16 protein-coding genes and 1 tRNA gene are annotated in these 19186 nt (G+C 48.7%); 10 read left to right on the plus strand and 7 right to left on the minus strand.

The features are described from left to right. Positions 1-12 precede the first annotated feature (12 nt). The 7 genes from FYJ60_RS11055 to FYJ60_RS11085 all read left to right on the plus strand — a co-directional run bounded on the left by FYJ60_RS11055 (position 13) and on the right by FYJ60_RS11085 (position 6305). A complete protein-coding gene (locus FYJ60_RS11055) occupies positions 13-1017 on the plus strand; it encodes an NAD(P)H-dependent glycerol-3-phosphate dehydrogenase (protein WP_154458738.1) in 1005 nt (334 codons plus the stop codon). A gap of 73 nt (positions 1018-1090) precedes the next feature. After that, a tRNA-Gly gene (locus FYJ60_RS11060) sits at positions 1091-1162 on the plus strand. Between the two features lie 458 nt (positions 1163-1620). Further along, positions 1621-1872, plus strand: coding sequence for a 4Fe-4S dicluster domain-containing protein (locus FYJ60_RS11065; RefSeq protein ID WP_154458739.1), 252 nt, complete (start codon positions 1621-1623; stop codon positions 1870-1872). Positions 1873-2017: 145 nt separating this feature from the next. Beyond that, positions 2018-2983, plus strand: a complete 966-nt coding sequence (locus FYJ60_RS11070) for a PfkB family carbohydrate kinase (protein WP_154458740.1) — start codon at positions 2018-2020, stop codon at positions 2981-2983. A 17-nt stretch (positions 2984-3000) separates the two neighbouring features. Further along, the gene (locus FYJ60_RS11075; protein WP_154458741.1) at positions 3001-4599 is read left to right on the plus strand and encodes a VanW family protein; all 1599 of its coding nucleotides are present in this window, start codon (positions 3001-3003) and stop codon (positions 4597-4599) included. 201 nt (positions 4600-4800) lie between these two features. Beyond that, a complete protein-coding gene (locus FYJ60_RS11080; protein WP_154458742.1) occupies positions 4801-5799 on the plus strand; it encodes an AIR synthase family protein in 999 nt (332 codons plus the stop codon). 2 nt (positions 5800-5801) lie between these two features. Then, the gene (locus FYJ60_RS11085; protein WP_154458743.1) at positions 5802-6305 is read left to right on the plus strand and encodes a tRNA (cytidine(34)-2'-O)-methyltransferase; all 504 of its coding nucleotides are present in this window, start codon (positions 5802-5804) and stop codon (positions 6303-6305) included. A gap of 65 nt (positions 6306-6370) precedes the next feature. Here the strand turns inward: FYJ60_RS11085 and FYJ60_RS11090 are convergent, their stop codons facing one another. From FYJ60_RS11090 to FYJ60_RS11100, 3 genes are read right to left on the minus strand one after another with little or no spacing between them, the layout of a single operon-like run. Then, the gene (locus FYJ60_RS11090; protein WP_154458744.1) at positions 6371-7816 is read right to left on the minus strand and encodes a sensor histidine kinase; all 1446 of its coding nucleotides are present in this window, start codon (positions 7814-7816) and stop codon (positions 6371-6373) included. A 43-nt stretch (positions 7817-7859) separates the two neighbouring features. After that, positions 7860-8576: a response regulator transcription factor gene (locus FYJ60_RS11095; protein WP_154458745.1), complete on the minus strand. Its 717-nt coding sequence runs from the start codon at positions 8574-8576 to the stop codon at positions 7860-7862. Between the two features lie 37 nt (positions 8577-8613). After that, a complete protein-coding gene (locus FYJ60_RS11100) occupies positions 8614-10998 on the minus strand; it encodes an endonuclease MutS2 (protein ID WP_154458746.1) in 2385 nt (794 codons plus the stop codon). Positions 10999-11759: 761 nt separating this feature from the next. Here FYJ60_RS11100 and FYJ60_RS11105 point away from each other — a divergent pair. The 3 genes from FYJ60_RS11105 to rlmD all read left to right on the plus strand — a co-directional run bounded on the left by FYJ60_RS11105 (position 11760) and on the right by rlmD (position 15854). Next, complete coding sequence (locus FYJ60_RS11105) at positions 11760-13187, plus strand: S1C family serine protease (protein WP_205839081.1); 1428 nt, start codon at positions 11760-11762, stop codon at positions 13185-13187. A gap of 233 nt (positions 13188-13420) precedes the next feature. Beyond that, entirely contained in the window at positions 13421-14383 is a 963-nt protein-coding gene (locus FYJ60_RS11110; protein ID WP_154458748.1) for a 3'-5' exoribonuclease YhaM family protein, read from the plus strand. Further along, positions 14373-15854, plus strand: coding sequence for a 23S rRNA (uracil(1939)-C(5))-methyltransferase RlmD (gene rlmD / locus FYJ60_RS11115; RefSeq protein WP_154458749.1), 1482 nt, complete (start codon positions 14373-14375; stop codon positions 15852-15854). The genes FYJ60_RS11110 and rlmD overlap by 11 nt, the downstream gene beginning before the upstream one ends. 123 nt (positions 15855-15977) lie before the next feature. Here rlmD and FYJ60_RS11120 read toward each other — a convergent pair whose 3' ends face one another. The 4 genes from FYJ60_RS11120 to FYJ60_RS11135 form a co-directional block, all read right to left on the minus strand. After that, positions 15978-17255: a tyrosine-type recombinase/integrase gene (locus FYJ60_RS11120; protein WP_154458750.1), complete on the minus strand. Its 1278-nt coding sequence runs from the start codon at positions 17253-17255 to the stop codon at positions 15978-15980. A gap of 145 nt (positions 17256-17400) precedes the next feature. Next, complete coding sequence (locus FYJ60_RS11125; protein ID WP_154458751.1) at positions 17401-18156, minus strand: DUF1829 domain-containing protein; 756 nt, start codon at positions 18154-18156, stop codon at positions 17401-17403. An 8-nt stretch (positions 18157-18164) separates the two neighbouring features. Beyond that, positions 18165-18599: a DUF6978 family protein gene (locus FYJ60_RS11130; protein ID WP_154458752.1), complete on the minus strand. Its 435-nt coding sequence runs from the start codon at positions 18597-18599 to the stop codon at positions 18165-18167. Between the two features lie 102 nt (positions 18600-18701). Further along, positions 18702-19088, minus strand: coding sequence for a PH domain-containing protein (locus FYJ60_RS11135; protein ID WP_154458753.1), 387 nt, complete (start codon positions 19086-19088; stop codon positions 18702-18704). Positions 19089-19186 lie beyond the last annotated feature (98 nt).

Below are 19186 nucleotides of genomic sequence, written 5' to 3' on the forward strand. Positions count from 1 at the left end.
GGAGAAAGAAACATGGTCAGAGTAGGGATGATCGGATCCGGCAGCTGGGGGACAGCCCTGGCGTGGCTGCTGGCGAATAACGGGCATGAAGTAGAGGTCTGGTCCCATAAAGAAGAAATGACAAGAATGTTCCGGGAACATCACGAGAATACGGATAAACTGCCGGGTGTCATTCTTCCGGAAAACATGATTTTTACGTCGGATCTGCAGGAGACCTGCCGGGATAAGGACATCCTTGTTCTTGCGGTTCCGTCGCCGGCAGTTCGGAGCACGGCCAAGAAGATGAAAGAGTACATCCGGTTCGGTCAGCTGATTGTAAGCGCCTCCAAGGGCATCGAAGAGGATACGCTGGATTATATGACAGACATCATTGAGGAGGAAATCCCCCAGGCAAATGTGGCAGTACTCTCCGGGCCAAGCCATGCGGAGGAGGTCGGACGGGGGCTTCCGACTGCTATTGTGGCAGGGGCGAGGGATAAGAAGGCTGCGGATATGGTACAGATGGTTTTTATGTCGCCGGTTTTCCGCGTCTATACCAGTTCGGATCTTCCGGGAATCCAGATGGGAGCAGCGCTGAAAAACGTGATCGCCCTTGCCGCCGGAATCGCGGACGGGATGGGTTATGGAGATAATACCAAGGCAGCGCTGATCACCAGGGGAAGCGCGGAGATCGCAAGATTGGGAAGCAGCATGGGGGTTCACATGGAGACACTGTACGGCCTGTCCGGAATCGGGGACCTGATTGTGACCTGCGCCAGTGCCCATAGTCGGAACCGCAGGGCCGGGTACCTGATGGGGCAGGGGAAGAGCATGGAAGAGGCTATGCAAGAAGTGCGCCAGGTGGTCGAGGGAGTATACTCCGCAAAAGCCGGATTAAAGCTGGCCAGGGAGTACCAGGTGGAGATGCCGATCATAGAAGCCGTCAATCGCGTCCTGTTTGAAGATTACCCTGCGCAGGAGGCAGTGAAAAACCTTATGCTTCGGGATGGAAAGGATGAAATCGCGGAGTGGGACTGAAAATCTCCGGTTGACAAATATACGGCTCTATTGTAGAATTTGCTTTATCAGTCAGATGTCTGGCTGATTATTTGCGCGAGTGGCTCAGGGGTGGAGTACAACCTTGCCAAGGTTGGGGTCGCGGGTTCGAATCCCGTCTCGCGCTCTTTTTTATGCGAAAGGGGGCTGCTCAGTGAGCTGCCCCCTTTCGCATAAACCGAGTCCGGCCGGATATTCGAAGGTTCGAAGTCTCGTCGGTCCTGCGGCCGACTCGGTCGGCGCTGCTGCTGCGCAGCGTGTGCCACCGGCACACCGCGCCGTCTCGCGCTTTTTTATGCAGAAAGGAAACTCTGTGAGCTGCCCCCTTTTGCATAAACCGAGTCCGGCCGGATATTTGAAGGTTCGAAGTCTCGTCGGTCCTGCGGCCGACTCGGTCGGCGCTGCTGCTGCGCAGCGTGTGCCACCGGCACACCGCGCCGTCTCGCGCTTTTTTATGCCAGAAGGGAAACTCAGTGAGCTGCCCCCTTTTGCATAAACCGAGTTCGGCCGGATATTCGAAGGTTCGAAGTCTCGTCGGTCCTGCGGCCGACTCGGTCGGCGCTTTTTTACAGGAGAAAGCTTGTCATGGCATTATATCAGATCCCTTGTGACGGGTGCTGCGATTGTCTGCCCTGTGCGGCGGAGTTAAATATTCCGGAGATTTTTCGGATTTATAATCGGTTTCTGCGCGGGGAAGAGACGGAGGCGCTGGAGGAGTATCACAGCCTGGCACACACAGCGGATGAATGCATCCGATGCGGAAGATGTGAAAAGCTCTGCCACAACCGGATCGGCATCAGCGCGGTTATGTTCGGAATACCGGAAGAGATGGAGTGACAGCGCTTCCGATGCAGGTGTTCTGCTGCTTAGAATATTTCAGGAATTGTTCGCAATTTGTTTTGACGTGTCAGCTTTCCTATGATATGATGATTGTTGAAATGAGACTGATTACAGCTTAAAAATCCAGAAGGAGTGTTTGGCTATGTTTGATATTACTGCATTAGGGGAATTATTGATTGATTTTACGCCTTGCGGAACCAGTGAAGCAGGAAGGCAGCTGTTTGAGCAGAATCCGGGAGGTGCTCCGGCTAATGTGCTTGTCTCGGTCAGCCGTCTCGGGCAGAAGGCGGCCTTTATCGGCAAGGTTGGCGACGATATGCACGGAGCTCTTCTGAAAAAAACGCTGGAGGAGAATGATGTGGATACGTCCGGCCTTATCGCAGATCCGAACGTTTTTACTACGCTGGCATTTGTAACCCTTACAGACGGGGAGCGTAATTTTTCATTTGCCAGGAAGCCCGGCGCAGACACGCAGCTTCGAGAGGAAGAGGTAAATCTGGAAATCCTGAAGAACACCAGGATTTTTCATTTCGGCTCGCTCTCGCTGACGGATGAGCCGGCCCGGAGCGCTACGATTTACGCGGTAGAACACGCGAAACAGTATGGCGCGCTTATCTCCTATGACCCGAATTACCGCGCGCCTCTGTGGAAAAGCAGGGAAGCGGCTGTCAAGGGAATGCGTTCGGTCATCAAATATGTGGATATTATGAAACTGTCGGATGAGGAGACGGCTCTTCTGACGGATATCGAGGACCCGAAGGGAGCGGCGGAAGCCCTGCTCCGGCAGGGGGTAAAGTGCGTTGTGGTTACCTTAGGGAAGGACGGCGCTATTCTGGTAACGGATAAAGTCTGCGTGCAGGCTCCCGCACAGACCAGAAAGGTGGTGGATACCACCGGAGCTGGAGATTCCTTCTGGGGCGGACTTCTTTCCAGGTTCGCGGAGTTCCATGTTAACCCTGCGGACATTTCGGAAAGCCAGGCCGGAGATTTTCTGCGCTATGCCAATATTGTCGCCGGTTTGTGTGTGGAAAAGCGCGGGGCTATTCCGGCTATGCCTTACCGGAAAGAAGTGGAAGAAATCTATAATCTCAGGCTGGACAAATTTTAACAAAAGGATGACTGGTAATGAGAGATAAAAAAAGACGCAGGATGTTTGCTGCTGTGTTAGCCGTTCTGCTTGCCGCGATGATGATTGTATCGCTGGCGGTGGTGGTGGTTCAGGCAGACGAGCTGCAGGCCGTCCCGGTCAGTGCCTCGGAGGAAGCAGTGTCTTCTTCGTCGGGGGCGGAATCTGTCACAGGAACGTCTCTGGCACAGGATCAGACCGGCCAGGAAAGTACGGAAACTGGCTCTGTGGACAGTTCCCGTAAGGTTTATATTGAAAATATCGATGTAACAGATATGACTGAGGACGAGGCCAATGCCGCGGTAAAAAAGAAAATGGAAGAACTTTCCGCGGACACAATCGTTTTCCACGGCGGCTGCCATACCTATGAGACTACGGCGGGGGATCTGGGACTTTCCTACAGCAATACCAATATTGTAAAGGAAGCACTCTCCATCGGAACCAAGGGCAGTGCCCTGAAACGCTTTCTGGCCAATCGTTCCATGGCGGAAAACGGACCGATCACTCTCTGTCTGGATCTCACGGTAGACGCGGACAAGGTTCTGGAAGCGGTAAAGAATTCCGAGTCTGTTCTGAACTGCGAACCGAAAAAAGCAGGGCTGAAGAAGAATTCAGACAATACTTTTTCCATCACGGAGAAAGAGGACGGCTGCAAGATCCGCGAGGATGCCGCCGCCGCGACCGTTGTAAATTATATGGATAACGAGTGGCACGGCGGAGAAGGCGGGGTTGTTCTGGATGCGGATATCACACAAGCCGAGGACAGCACCGACCAGCTGAAGGAAGTTACGGATGTTCTGGGAACCGGAACGACGCAGTATTCCAGGGACGAGGCAAACCGGGATACCAATATCACTCTTGCGGTAGAAAAGATAAACGGCACGGTGGTATATCCCGGAGAAGAATTTTCCGCAAATGATACGATCGGACCGCAGACGGCCGAGACCGGATTCAAGCTGGGCGGTACCTATGCTGACGGAGGCGTGATACAGACGTACGGCGGAGGGGTCTGCCAGGTTACCACAACGCTTTATCAGGCTGTTCTGCAGGCGGAGCTGGAGGTTACAGAGCGACATAACCATTCGTTCCTGGTCAGCTATGTCACACCGGGACTGGATGCGGCTATCGCGGAAGATTATATGGATCTGAAGTTTGTCAACAGTACAGATTATCCGATCTATATTGAAGGCTCTGTGGATGAAAGCGGAAATATTGTCTTTAACATCTATGGGCATGAATACCGCGAGTCCGGACGAAAAGTCGTTTATGACAGCCATATTCTGGAATATACGGATTATGATGTGGCTTACAAGGCGGATCCGAATGCGGACTTCGGCTCTCTGGCGGTAACCGGAGGACAGGAAGGCCTGGATTCGGAGCTTTACAAGCTGGTATACAATGGAGACGAGCTGGTCAGCAATGATCTTTACAGTACCAGTACCTATGAGCCGATGGATACGACTTACACGGCGGGAACCAAGAACGCAACCAGCGCGACGATTGCGGCGATTAACCAGGCGATTGCGGACAAGAGCCTTACGGAACTGCAGAGTGCCATTGCAAACGGCAGTACGGTGGATACCGATACGCAGCAGTAATTCCGCGGCGGGAGCCGATGCGGCCGGAGGCGGTTCGGTTTTTATGCAGATGGAAAGCAAGAGCTAACACAAAAGGACAGTATTACAGGTGCCGCCCGGCAACTCAGGCGGCACCTGATTTTTAAAATCTGAAATTTTTAGAATCGGAAACCTCGCTGCAGTTACTAACAAACAGTTTGACAGAAAAGACAGGGTAAAAGGATGAAAACAGGAAAACTTCCGGAGTCTGTGCTCCTTCGATCGGTAATCAGGCAGGTAAAACACAGAAGAGATGATGTACTGGCGGGGCCGGCGGTCGGCGTAGACTGCGCGGCGATTGCGCCCGGTGACGGAGAAGTGATTGTTCTTTCCACAGATCCGATTACCGGAACGGTAAAGAATCTTGGAAATCACTGTATTCATGTGACGGCAAATGATATTGCCGCTTCAGGTGCGGAACCGATTGGCGTTCTGCTTACGTTCCTGCTTCCGGAAACGCTGGAAGAGCCGGAATTGAGAAGTATGATGCAGGAGGCAGAGGCAGCCTGTGCCTCGCTGAACATGGAAATAATCGGTGGACATACAGAAGTCACGGACGTGGTCAGACAGCCGCTTGTCACGGTGACCGGAGTCGGTAAAATCCCGCGGGAGGTTTTTCTTTCTCCCAAAAACATCCGTCCCGATCAGGAGCTTGTAGTGACGAAATGGATCGGTCTGGAAGCAACGACAATTCTGGCGAAGGAGAGAGAAGCTGCCCTGAAAAAACGTTTTTCCGCGGATTTTGTGAACACAGCCAGAGAATTTGACCGATACCTTTCGGTCGTTCCGGATGCCCGTATTGCCATGCAGACAGGTGTCGTGTGTATGCATGACATTACAGAGGGAGGGGTTTTCGGAGCCCTCTGGGAGATAGGGGAAGCCGGAGAAGTTGGAATTGATGCGGATCTGCGGAAAATCCCGATTCGGCAGGAAACAGTGGAAATCTGCGAGTTTTTTGATGTCAACCCCTATAAGATTATGTCCAGCGGCTCCATGCTGATGATTGCGGAAAACGGACAGAAGCTGGCGGATGCGCTGGAAATGGGCGGCATACACGCCTCCGTGATCGGCCGGACGACAGCAGGGAATGACCGGATTCTTCATAACGGAGAGGAGATCCGCTACCTGGACAGACCGCAGGCAGATGAACTCTACCGGGCGCTGGAAAGGAAGTTCAACTGACGATGGCACATTTTAATATTGTTCTTCATGAACCGGAGATTCCGTCCAACACAGGAAATATCGGGAGAACCTGTGTGGCTGCCGGTGCCAGCCTGCACCTGATTGAGCCGCTGGGATTTCATCTGACGGACCGATATATCAAGCGGGCAGGGATGGATTACTGGAGCAGCCTGGATCTGCACAGATATATTGACTATCAGGATTTTACAGAAAAAATTCCGCAGAATTCAAAGATCTATTACGCGACAACCAAGGCGCCGCAGATGTACACGGACGTACATTTTGAGGACAACTGCTATATTATGTTTGGCAAGGAGAGTGCCGGCATTCCGGAGGATATCCTCTATGCGAACCAGGCGACGGCCATCCGCATTCCTATGCTGGAGACCATCCGGTCGCTGAACCTGGCAAATTCTGTGGCGATTGTTTTGTACGAGGCGCTCAGGCAGCATGGGTTTGATCACATGCAGGAGACCGGACAGCTGCGCAGCCGTCCCTGGCGGTAAGCGGTAAAGCCCGTCTGCAGGACAGAAAAGGGCATAAGCCTGTGAACGGTCTGCATAGCAAGGGGTTATTGTGCAACCGTGCGCAGATCATCCGCATGTTCCAGGGTAAAATCAAATTCCGTGCCAACCCCTTCTGTGCTGACAACCGTAATATTCTGGTTATGCAGATTGATGATTTCCTTTACAATGGCAAGCCCCAGACCGTTTCCTTTCCGTTCCCTGCCCCTGGAGGTATCTGTCTTGTAGAAGCGTTCCCAGATTTTATTCAGAGACGAGGCAGGAATCCCGCATCCGTGGTCCCTGACCGACACATGGACCTTCCCGTGACGGATGGAAGTTTCAATCCGGATGGACGAACTGTCCCTGCTGAATTTTACGGCATTATCAATCAGGTTATAGAGAACCTGCTGGATTTTTTCCAGATCTGCGGACACCAGGAGCTGTTCTCCGGTCAGGACAAGGTCAAAGGAAATCTGCCTTGGTGTGCAGATTCCCTCAAAGGTTGCCGCGGTATCCCGGATTACTTCGTTAATATCAAAGACGGTCAGGTTCAGCTTGCTCTGTTTCTGGTCGATGCGGTTGAGGGAGAGAATCCCGTTCGTCAGCTTGGTCAGCCTTTCGGTTTCAGCCAGGACGATGCGAAGATATTTTTCCTGCATCTCCGGCGGGATGGTTCCGTCTAATATAGCTTCCACAAAACCTTTCATGGACGTAAGAGGGGAGCGGAAATCGTGAGAAACGTTGGCGATAAAGTTCCGCTCATATTCCCCGCTTTTGTTCAGCTCATCCGACATATAATTCAGCGAGGCGGCAAGTCTGCCCATCTCATCGTGCGAATTTACCGGGATGTTGTAATTCAGGCGTCCGTCCGCGTATTCCTGAATTCCTGTCTGTATTTTCCGCAGAGGGCGGAGGACTGTCAGGTACAACAGAATAAAAACGGTCAGAAACAGAATGTAGACGATGATGCTGAGAAGATGAATAATGGCCAGAATCTCCTCGCGGTCCGTGAAAATATTATTCATGGGTTCATGAATGGCAATATAACCGCGGATGTCCAGATTCCCGGTAACCGGGCTGAGAACGGTCAGATGATCTTCCGGGTAATAATCAAAAAAGGTGCCTACAGTATAATAACCGCTTCCCAGCTTCAGCGGATCAAAACCTTCCAGAACAGGATATTCCGCATCTCCGGAATCATCTGTAGCAGATTCTCCGGCTGTGTTCATATAGATGGTTCCGTCCGAACCGAGCAGCCATATTTCACAGTCCTGATAGCCGGCCAGGGTATGAAGATTCAGGTACAGGCTGCTGAACGAATCTTTGTCAATTCCATTTGTCAGTACATCAGACTGAGCGATTTTTGCAGCCTCCTTGTACAGCTTCAGTCCCTCCGATTCCACCAGGCGGTGCTGGACGAGACGTGACCCCAGGGTAGATATCAGGACAAATTCCGCAATCCCGATAACAGCAAAAATCAGTATAAATTTATGGATCAGTTTTATATGCATTGCGTGATCTCCGTGCCGTGAAAAAGATTCAGACGGAAACTTTTTACAGAGTTTTCACTTCAAATTTATAACCTACACCCCAGACCGTGGCGATGGACCAGTTCTCGTTATCGCTGATTTTTTCCCGTATTCTCTTGATGTGAACATCGACCGTCCGTGTATCTCCCACGTACTCATATCCCCAGATATGATCCAGAAGCTGTTCTCTTGTAAAGACCTGGTTGGGCTGCGAAGCAAGAAAATACAGCAGCTCAATTTCCTTGGGAGGCATGTCGAGCGTGGTTCCACGATAGGTCACGGAATAGTTGGTAAGATTGATGACCAGATCCGGGTATTCGGCTATCTTTGCCGGGGCGGATGCGGGAAGAGAAACGGTAGGGGTCGGTTCCGGCGTGAAACGGCGCAGCACCGCCTTGACTCTTGCAACCAGTTCTTTGGAATCGAAAGGCTTTATCATATAGTCGTCCGCGCCCATTTCCAGTCCCAGAACCTTGTCAAACACTTCTCCCTTGGCGGAAAGCATGATAATCGGAGTGTTGGATTTATAGCGGATTTTCCGGCACACCTCGTAACCGTCCATGCCGGGCAGCATCAGGTCGAGAAGAACCAGATCCGGATGGAAGGAAGCAAATTCCTTCAGCGCGGATTCTCCGTCGTTTACGATCATGCACTCAAAGCATTCCTTTGTAAGATAGAGAGAGATCAGTTCTGCAATATTGTTGTCGTCGTCAATTATGAGTATTTTCTGTTTTACTGCCATATCCGGCTCCTGTTCTTTTCTGATGCCTGTTCCTCTGTTACTGTTTGAATTCCACGATTGTAACGCCGGCATCCCCTTCGCCGTACTCGGCTAAATGGAAGTCTGCTACATGCTTCTGGGTTCTCAGATAATTATGAATTCCTTTCCTGAGCGCGCCGGTTCCCTTTCCGTGGATGACACGCACACTCTTCAGATGGGCAATGTAGGCGTCATCCAGATATTTATCCAGTTCCGCAACGGCCTCATCGACGGTCTTGCCGAGAAGATTGATTTCAGAGCTGACGGAGGCAGACTTGCTCATCCGTATTTTCCCGGTAGAGGTGCGGGTCATCTTCGGTGTAATGATTTCCGGTTCATCCGCCAGTTCCAGATCGTCCATATGGACTTTTGTGCGTAGGATTCCGCACTGCACAAAAAGATTGCCCCTGGAATCCGGCCTTGTACTTACGGTTCCCTTCAGATTCATGCTGAGAATCCGTACCGGAGTCCCCGGAGTAAGATCCTGCGGCCGCGGCTTTTTACCGGGCTGCTTCGGCTCAGAAGCTTTTACGCCCGTACGGGAAGCGGTTTTATCGATCTGTTTCCGGAGGGCGTTTCGTTTACGTTCCATTTCCGCAGAGTTGACGCCTGCCTTCCCGAATTTCCGGAATTCCTTCATGGTCTGATCGGCGTATTCTTTTGCATCCTGAAGAACGGCATGTGCCTCTTCATTTGCCCTGGACAGAATTTGATCCTTCTGCTGTTCCAGTGTCCTTTCCCTGTTTTTTAATTCTGTCTCGCGCCGGGACAGGGTTTCCTCCAGGCGCTTCAGTTCCTCTTCCTTTCGTTCCTGTGCAATCCGGTTCTCTTCCAGACTGGATAAAACATCCTCGAAGGAAGCGTCCTGCTCGCTGATCTGTTTTCTGGCGTCCTCGATAATGGATTCCGGAAGGCCAAGCTTCAGAGAGATAGCAAAGGCGTTGCTTTTTCCGGGAACACCGATCAGCAGACGGTAGGTCGGCTGAAGTGTTTCGATATTAAATTCACAGCTGGCATTCTCCACCCCCTCTGTAGTAAGGGCGTAGACCTTCAGCTCGCTGTAATGCGTGGTGGCCATTGTACGGACGCCTTTCCGGTGTAGATAGGAGAGAATCGATATAGCCAGTGCCGCACCCTCTGCCGGATCGGTGCCGGCGCCCAGCTCGTCGAAGAGCACCAGGGAATTCCGGTCTGCCTTTTCCAGAAAAGAGACGATGCTCTTCATATGGGAAGAAAAGGTGCTGAGGGACTGCTCGATGCTCTGTTCATCACCGATATCCGCATAAACTTCCTGAAAGACAGAAAGCTCGGAGCGGTCTCCCGCGGGAATATGCAGGCCGGACTGGCCCATCAGGGTAAGGAGTCCTGTCGTTTTCAGCGACACTGTTTTTCCGCCCGTGTTCGGACCGGTAATAACCAGGAGGTCGAAAGTATCTCCCAGCCGTATGTCAATCGGGACTACTTTATGCTTTTCAATCAGAGGATGCCGGGCTTTCCGCAGATTGACCAGCCCGTTGGTATTAAATTCCGGCCTGGTGGCATTCATGACAAGTGCCAGCCTTGCCCTGGCAAAAATAAAGTCCAGCTCCGCCAGATTTTCATAGTTATACCGGAGTGTTTCCGTGTAAGCAGATGCGTCCGCGCTCAGTTCGGCAAGAACCTTGGCAATTTCCTCCTGTTCGCGTATTTCCAGCTGCCGGATTTCATTATTAAGTTTTACCACCGACATAGGTTCGATAAAAAGTGTGGCTCCGGTTGAGGACTGATCGTGGATCATGCCAGGTACCTGGGAGCGGTAATCAGAGCGGACAGGCAGGCAGTAGCGGCCATCTCTCATGGTGATCACCGCGTCCTGCAGGGCGGTACGCAGATTCCCGTTAATCATACTGTTCAGCTGGGCGTGTATTTTCTCACCGCAGCTTTTCATGGAGCGGCGTACCTGACGAAGTCCGGCGCTTGCGTCATCTGCTATTTCATCTTCCGAAAGGATGGCTCTCCGGATGTCGGAAGCTAAGGCGGACACGGGCTCCAGAAGATCAAAAACGGAGTCCAGGGAATCATCCGGGGTATCCTGCCGGTCATGGCGTCCGTATGCCTTTACACGGGCAGTGTTTTCCAGAAGAGAAGCGATATCGAGCAGTTCTCTGGCCGTCAGGGCAGCCCCGACTTCCAGCCGCCGCAGAGACGGACGGATGTCATGGACACTTCCGCAGGAGAAGCCGCTGTTCCGGAGCAGACGTCTGAGCGCGTCAGAGGTTTCCGCCTGCATTTTCTGGATTTCCTCCAGCTCTGTGGATGGAAACAGAGAACGACATTTTTCTCTTCCTGGGTCAGAGGTGGCACAGTCCGTCAGCTGCTGCCTGATTTTATCAAATTCCAGTATTCTAAGTGCTTTTTGGTTCATAAATCAATTCCTGTATTACTTTTTCTTGCTGCTTTTTACGCTGCCGCAAAAAATTATTCGGCAGCCATGCCTATTGTACCTTAAAATCGGCGCACTTGAAAGAAGGACTCGCATTTTCGTGCCGCCGAGGCGTCACTTCATGCTCATACTTGTTGTCGTTTCTGAAGCGAAAGCTTCCCGGTCCGCAAGCGGCCCGTAAGCTTTTGCTTCGAAACTGGACCTCCGGGTTATAGAGGTATTCTATATAAATGTATAAGTCCGCCGCGCTGCTTCGTTGCTTCGCAACTCACGCATCGCTAACAAGTATTCGCATTTCCGTGCCGCAAAGCGTCACTTCATGCTCATACTTGTTGTCGTTTCTGAAGCGAAAGCTTCCCGGTCCGCAAGCGGCCCGTAAGCTTTTGCTTCGAAACTGGACCTCCGAGTTATAGAGGTATTCTATATAAATGTATAAGTCCGCCGCGCTGCTTCGTTGCTTCGCAACTTACGCATCGCTAACAAGTATTCGCATTTCCGTGCCGCAAAGCGTCACTTCATGCTCATACTTGTTGTCGTTTCTGAAGCGAAAGCTTCCCAGTCCGCAAGCGGCCCGTAAGCTTTTGCTTCGAAACTGGACTTATACAGTATATTCATAATTTATTCATAAATCGGTGTTAAACTATTTTTCATATCAGCTTTTCTTTTTTATTCATTTCCGGGCAGTTTGCTTCGTTAACAGATAACACCGAACCTTTATTTGAATGTTCATTTGGAGTGGAAAAATGGACGATTTGAAAAAAGAAGAACCGGGCAGCGGAGCCGGCACAGATGACCGGGCTGTATCCGAAGGGGATAATAATTATAAGTTTATCAAACAGACGATCCGTAAGAAACCGGTTGACAAAAAGAAATGGATTCTCAGGATTGTCTGGACAGTTGTTTTCAGCGCCGGATTCGGAATTATCGCGGCTTTTGTGTTTGCGGCGTTTGCGCCTGCAGCGGCCAGAATTCTGGGTCTGGAGGTGGAAAACAAGCGGATTGTATTAACAACAGGAGATGAAACGACACCAACTCCGGAGCCGGAGAATGAGACTGTATCGGATGCATCGGCTGGTTCTTCTGTCTCTTCGGTTTCGTCGTCTTCTCAGGAAAGTTCCGCATCAAGTTCCCCGGTAACCAGCCAGGGATCGGAAGGCCAAGACCAGAAACAGGAAGAAGACGGTTCCACAGCGGATTCTCTGACCATAGACAATCTCAGACAATTATATGGAGATATGATTGCGTCCGCCAGGGAGGCGCAGAACGCGATCGTCCAGGTGACGGGCATCACAAATGAAATGGATTATTTCCGGCAGAATTATGAAAACCGGCAGCAGGTTTCCGGTCTGATTATTGCGCGGAATAACAATCTGCTGTATATTCTTACCCAGCAGTCTGTAGTGGAAAACGTACAGTCTATTCAGATTACGTTTTTTGACGGCACGACTGCGGATGGGGCTTTTCTTTCCAGAGATGCAGCGACAGGATTTGCGGTTGTAACGGTGGACTCCGGTTCCGTTTCTCCGACGACGGACTCCAGGATCACGACGGCCCCCCTGGGCAGTTCCTATCTGGTTTCCCAGGCTGATCCGGTACTGGCTCTTGGGAGTCCTATGGGTTACGGGGATTCGGTTTCCTGCGGGATCGTCACATCCGTGAGCAACACGGCGGAAACTTCTGACAGGGAGTATAAGCTGATTACCACGGATATTATCGGAAGCGCGTCCGGCAGCGGTGTTCTTGTGAACATTTACGGAAAAGTGGTAGGAATTATCAGCCAGAACTTTAAAGTGGGAGATACGGGAACGGTTACAGCACTGGCAATATCCGATATCAGCGGCCTGCTGGAAACATTGACCAATCATGATCCGATTCCGTATACCGGAATCACCGGCCAGATGGTGACGCAGGATATTTCCGGCAGAACAGGCATACCGGAAGGAGAACTGGTAACGGCTGTCGATGAGGATTCGCCTGCAATGCTTGCTGGAATCAAGGAATATGATGTGATTACTGAGGTAAACGGAAAAACCATCCGTTCGGTTTCCGACTATACCGACATTGTAAGCGCCTCAGCGGAAAATGATACGCTGAATATAAAGGCCATGAGAAAGGGAGCAGAAGGTTATGCAGAAGTTGATTTTGCAGTAACCGTGGCGATAAGGCAGTAACCTGTTATCTGCCATCCTATTATGGAAAGAATACTCGACTTCCTTTATGGTGCTGCGGCGGATGTGAATCAATAACCTGTTATTATCCATGTGGAAAGAACTGTTACATAAAATATTCCTCCGCAGCGTTGTATCAGCACAGTTTCAGAAATGCATGTTTCCGGAGTGCCGGAAAAAAGCAGAAAAAAGACAGAAAAAGGACAGAAAAAGGACAGAAAAAGGACAGGGAGAAAATGTTATATATTCAGGAAATGCATGAGGGTATGAAGGTTGCCGGAATTTATCTTTGCAAGTCAAGGACGGCGGCGGTAACGAAAAACGGAAAAAATTATGACAATGTGATCCTCATGGATAAAACCGGTACCATTGATGCCAAGATATGGGAACCGGATTCCGCAGGCATTGATGATTTTGATGCCTTGGAATATGTGGATGTAGTCGGTGATGTTACAAAGTACAACGGAAACCTACAGATGTCTCTGAAGAGGGCAAGAAAAGCCAGAGAAGGGGAATACGACCCGAAGGAATATCTCCCGACATCCGACAAAAACACAGAAGATATGTACAAAGCGCTGCTGACATTTGTGGACAAGGTGGAGAATCCGTATCTGCACAAGCTGTTGGAAAAATATTTTCGTGAGGATGAGGCCTTTGCCTACCGGTTCAAGACCGCATCTGCGGCGAAGACGGTTCACCACAGCTTTATCGGAGGTCTTCTTCAGCATACGCTGTATGTCACGAATCTCTGCTATTATTTTACAAAATACTATCCTATCTTAAACAAGGACCTGCTTCTGACAGCGGCAATCTGTCATGATATCGGAAAGACCGTGGAAATTTCCGCTTTTCCGGAGAATGATTATACAGATGACGGACAGCTTCTGGGACATATCATGATCGGCGCAGAGATGATTCATGATGCCGCGAAGGAAATTCCTGGATTCCCGAAGAAATTGGAATCCGATCTCAAACACTGCATTCTGGCTCATCACGGGGAGTATGAATTCGGTTCTCCCAAAAAGCCGGCGCTTGCGGAGGCTCTTGCCTTGAACCTGGCGGATAACGCGGATGCCAGGCTGGAGTTTATCACCGAACTCTTCAAAACAAATACGCAGAAACCGGACAGTGAATGGTTTGGTTATAACCGGCTGCTGGAATCCAATTTCCGAAAGACGGGAGATTTGAATGCACTCTGAAAAAAAGAATGAGACCGTTTCCCTGCATGTGACAGATTTGGGACGCCATGGGGAGGGGATCGGCAAAACTGCAGACGGATATACCCTCTTTGTTCCCGGCACGGTTCCCGGTGATGAAGTAGAGGCACTTATCCTAAAAGCCGGAAAAACATTTGGATACGGAAAACTGAGACAAATTCGGAAGGCCTCACCAGACCGGGTGGTTCCGGTATGCCCTTGCGCAGACAGCTGCGGAGGATGTCAGCTGCAGTTTATGAAATATGAGGCACAGCTGGCATGGAAGCAGAAAAAAGTCAGAGATGATCTGATCAGAATCGGAGGCATCCAGGAGCCTCCTCTTGAGCCGATCAGCGGTATGCAGAAAAAACTAAGGTATCGGAATAAAGCCCAGTTTCCGGTCGGCACGGGTAAAGATGGTAAGCCTGTGGCGGGATTTTACGCGGGACATTCCCACAGGATTGTTCCCTGCAGTGATTGTCAGCTTGGGGCAAAAGAAAATGCCACGGTTATCCGCGTAATTCTGGAATGGATGCAGGAATTTCATATACCTGCTTATGACGAACAAACCGGAAACGGGCTGGTTCGACATGTGCTGATCCGAAAGGGGACAGCAACCGGAGAAATTCTGGTATGCCTTGTGATAAACAGCACAGCTCCGGAAAAAGACAACAGAAATCCGGGATATTCTCAAAAAAGAAGAAAAAAGAAAAAAGCGGAAGGACTGCGTACAGAATGGAAAAACGAACTGATACGCAGACTCACAGAAGCCGACAGCTTTTTTGAGGAAGGCAGTTTTCTGACAGGATTGACAATTAACTATAATCCTGAAAACACAAATGTAATTCTGGGGAAAAGGACGGAATGTATTTGGGGAAAACCCTATCTGCTTGACCGTCTGACATCAGAAAAATACGGCTTTTCTGTCACGTATCAGATATCCTCGCAATCCTTTTACCAGGTAAATCACGAACAGACACAGAAAATCTATGAGAAAGTGCTGGATCTGGCAGAACTGACCGGTACAGAGACGGTTCTGGATCTGTACTGCGGGATCGGAACGATCTCCCTGTACCTGGCCCGCCGGGCTGCCCATGTTATTGGAGTGGAAATTGTTCCGCAGGCCATAGAGGATGCCAGAAAAAATGCGGAGCTGAATGATATTCAGCATGCGGAATTCTTTACGGGAAGAGCAGAGAAGGTTGTTCCGGAACTGGTTCGTCAAAAAAATATCCACGCAGATGTAGTCGTGGTGGATCCGCCCCGAAAGGGCTGCGACCCCGAACTGCTGCAAACAATCCTTCAGATATCTCCCGAAAAAATAATCTATGTCAGCTGCGATCCGGCCACATTGTCCAGGGATATAAAATACCTGACCGAGAATGGGTATCGACTGGCTTACGCAAAGCCCTACGACCAGTTTGGAATGACCGTCCACGTGGAGACGGTGTGCCTCTTAACCCGCATAAAATAAGGATTTTCATGGCTTTGATGTGCCTAAAATATGCGATTTGCCACCGATTTGCCACCGTAATTTCAAAAATGACATAAAAATGCCGCTGAGCGTTCAATTTGTTCAGCGGCATTGAATTCAGTATCATGCTAAATCTGTAATTCGTTCAAAGATTTCAACGGTTTCATTCTTCATGTTGTCAGTATCATGCACATATCGGTTAATTGTTGTCTGTACATCAGCATGCCCTAATCTGTTTTGGACATCTTTGATAGGTGCACCCGCCTCCAGAAGCATGGTGGCATGGGTGTGACGTAAGGAATGATAATTAAACTCCATATGAAGTTCAGTCCGGCATATCCGGCAGACGTATTTGAATGAATCTGTACTGATTGCTGAACCATCGGGTCGGACACAGACCAAATCAGCCTTTTCAAGAGAAACCGCTACATCTCGCGGAACACCGAACAAGCGGAAAATAGTGTCTCCCTTTTCGTCTTTTTCCGGTTTCAAGTAGTATTCTGTGAAATGTGATCCCAGTTCGATACGGTTCTTCTGCTTGCTTTTGTATGCGGCTTGCAATACGCCCTGAAGCGTTTTGCCGTATCGGATAACCCGCTTTGACGTCTCGGTTTTTGGTGATTGAAAATACCATTCTGACTTATCCATTTTTTCACGGCCTTTATCCAGAGAATCACGGACATCACCAAAATTCCGTTTTATAATCTGGCGGTCAATAGTGATCGTTTGATTCTTCAGGTCGATTCTGTCCCATGTAAGACCAAAACATTCAGAAATCCGGACACCGGTATAATAGCCTATCATAATTGGCACATAGAACGGAGAGGATTCCGGAAAACGCTCCAGAACCCGTTTCATATCATCCTGGGGGATAAAATGATGAATCCCCAGCCTTCCTTCCCCGTATTCGTATTTTGGAAACTTCACCCTGTCAACCGGATTAAATTGTATATAATTCAGCGGTTCAACTGCATAATTTAACGCCGCTGAAAACGTCAGAATTATGTTCTTTAATGTTGATTTTGCAAAACCCTGTTTCTTCAGGTCGTTTGCATATTCCTGAATAGGTGCAGCGGTCAGCGCTTTCAGGTGATATGAACCAAATTGCGGCTTCAAATGGTATTCTATAATTTTGACATAATTAAGCTGTGTATTGTACTTGCAATACATTTTTACATACTGATCAAACCATAGATCAAGGAAGTCGGCAACGGTGATTTCGGACGGTGTGAATATCGTACCGGCGGTATTGTACTGATTCAGGGCGGCTGCAAGAGCTGCTTCTGCTTCCTTCTTTGTGGAGAAACCTCCTTTTTCCTTCTTTTGTCGTTTTCCGTTCACGGCTCCCATGTCAAAATAATATGACCACGTTTTCCCGCGTTTCCTTGTTCCACCTTTCATAATGCTATACGTCCTTTCTGCATTGATTAGAAAGGCTGGACAGGGTATAATATATATGTTCAGCCCTTCATTGCCTTGATCGGTTGTTCGTTCTTTGCCGTCCGGTGTTGCAGCACTGGGCGGCTTTCTAGTCCTAAAGCAACTTTTACGCAACCAGAAGCTTCACAGAATCTTCTCGGCAGCTCCAAAGTACAGGGGTTATTCCATATTGGTTTAAGGCGTTAATTGCGTCTTTCGGTGAGCTCGATTCATCATTGATAAATGTAAACAGTTTCGCACCGTTATTCCTGGCATCCGTCGTATCTGTCCAACCGAATATTATACTTCTGGCGCTGTCGTTCGTAAGATGATTGACAACTTTGATGTTCCTTTCGGGACTTTTCTTTGACTTCGGAATGCTAAAATCGTACATGGTCGGGAGACCGCTTTTTCCCGTAAATGAAGCTCCTTGGATATACCGCACGTCATTGCTTTCAAGGAAATCATGTACATCATCAACGAACACAGATTTTGCATTTCTCTTTGAAAGAAAAAATAAATCATCTATTTTTAGCATACACTGAGAAAGCATGTGTTTTCGAAGCGGAAGATTATCTGGTGATGCTTCTGTATAAAGCGCCTGTTCTTCGTCCATCCGGATGCCGAACGATAGCAGGGTCTGGTCAAGCAAATCCTTTCTACGGCCTTTTGAAAGGCTTACACCGACGAGATCAAGATTGTGGATAGTTGCACCATCATCTGTCAGTATAAATCCATCTTTTTTTTCAAGAATGTATATATCCATCATATCATTGCTACGGTTCAGATACGGCAAAGTTATCCGGTATACACCTTCACGTATTTCTGACTGTTGGATATTCGCATTCAACCAGTCTAAATATTGCAACTTAAAATCTTTCATAGCATCACCTACAATACCATTTGAATATTATCGGGAACGATAATATTACAAAATTCACAAAATCTATAAAAATATTCTTGAAAAGAATTATAGATTTCAAAACCGTATTTGTCGATATCATAAGCCCATCGGTCTGCATAACCCTCTCTGTATATATGAATGTGATTTCTTCCAACTTTTGTACCATCAGGATTCATATGATCTGGAGAGTTAATATCCAATCGTACAAGAACGTCATTAGTTTCATATCTTTCTTGAAATTTACATTTAAATTCTATCTTCCCCCTTCTGTCAATATCAAAATAAAAAGTGTTTTTTCCTTTTTCATCAGAAAGCTCGAATATCCCTGATTCTCCAGATTTTGCAATTTTCCTATTCCGCCCATTGAAAATTTTTTTCATTGCAATCAGTGCGTCTGCTTGAGTTTGTGTTAATTCACTCATGAATCTGTTCCCTTTTCTAATCAATCTTAAAATAATTGACTGATAGCCCTTTACAGCTTTCCCCTTACATCCGTAACCCTTCCGACTTGTTGCAGATTGATCTTAATTTTCAAGGGCATATTCTGAGATCATTCTCCCTATAGCACCAATATCAACGTTTCCCTTAAATTCAAATGTTGCTTTGAATCCATTTGAAAACCATATCACCAGCTCAGAATCTGGAAATATCTCAGCAAACCCCACCGTTTGAATAGAGAAAAATTGTATCTTTGAATATGGCAAAGATGAAAATGATTTTCTTTTCCCGGTGATTCCCTGAACATCAATAGAAATAATCCGTTTATTTGTAAATAACAGTTGATCTCGAATAGTCTTAAATGCAGATAGGACAGTTTCACCCTCAACAAGAAGCCCGTTCACTTCTTTTATTACGTTTTTTGTATCAGTAGGTTTCAGATCCCATACAGATTCTTTATTGAAGTTAATCATAATTTCCCACCCATTTAGATCAATTATTTTGTTTTATGATAAACACCTATCATTTCCCCAACGATTGATACGTTTTCCGGGTTTTCTATAATGGGCTT

The sequence above is a fragment of the Bilifractor porci genome (genome assembly GCF_009696005.1).
GTDB classification, from domain to species: Bacteria; Bacillota; Clostridia; order Lachnospirales; family Lachnospiraceae; genus Bilifractor; species Bilifractor porci.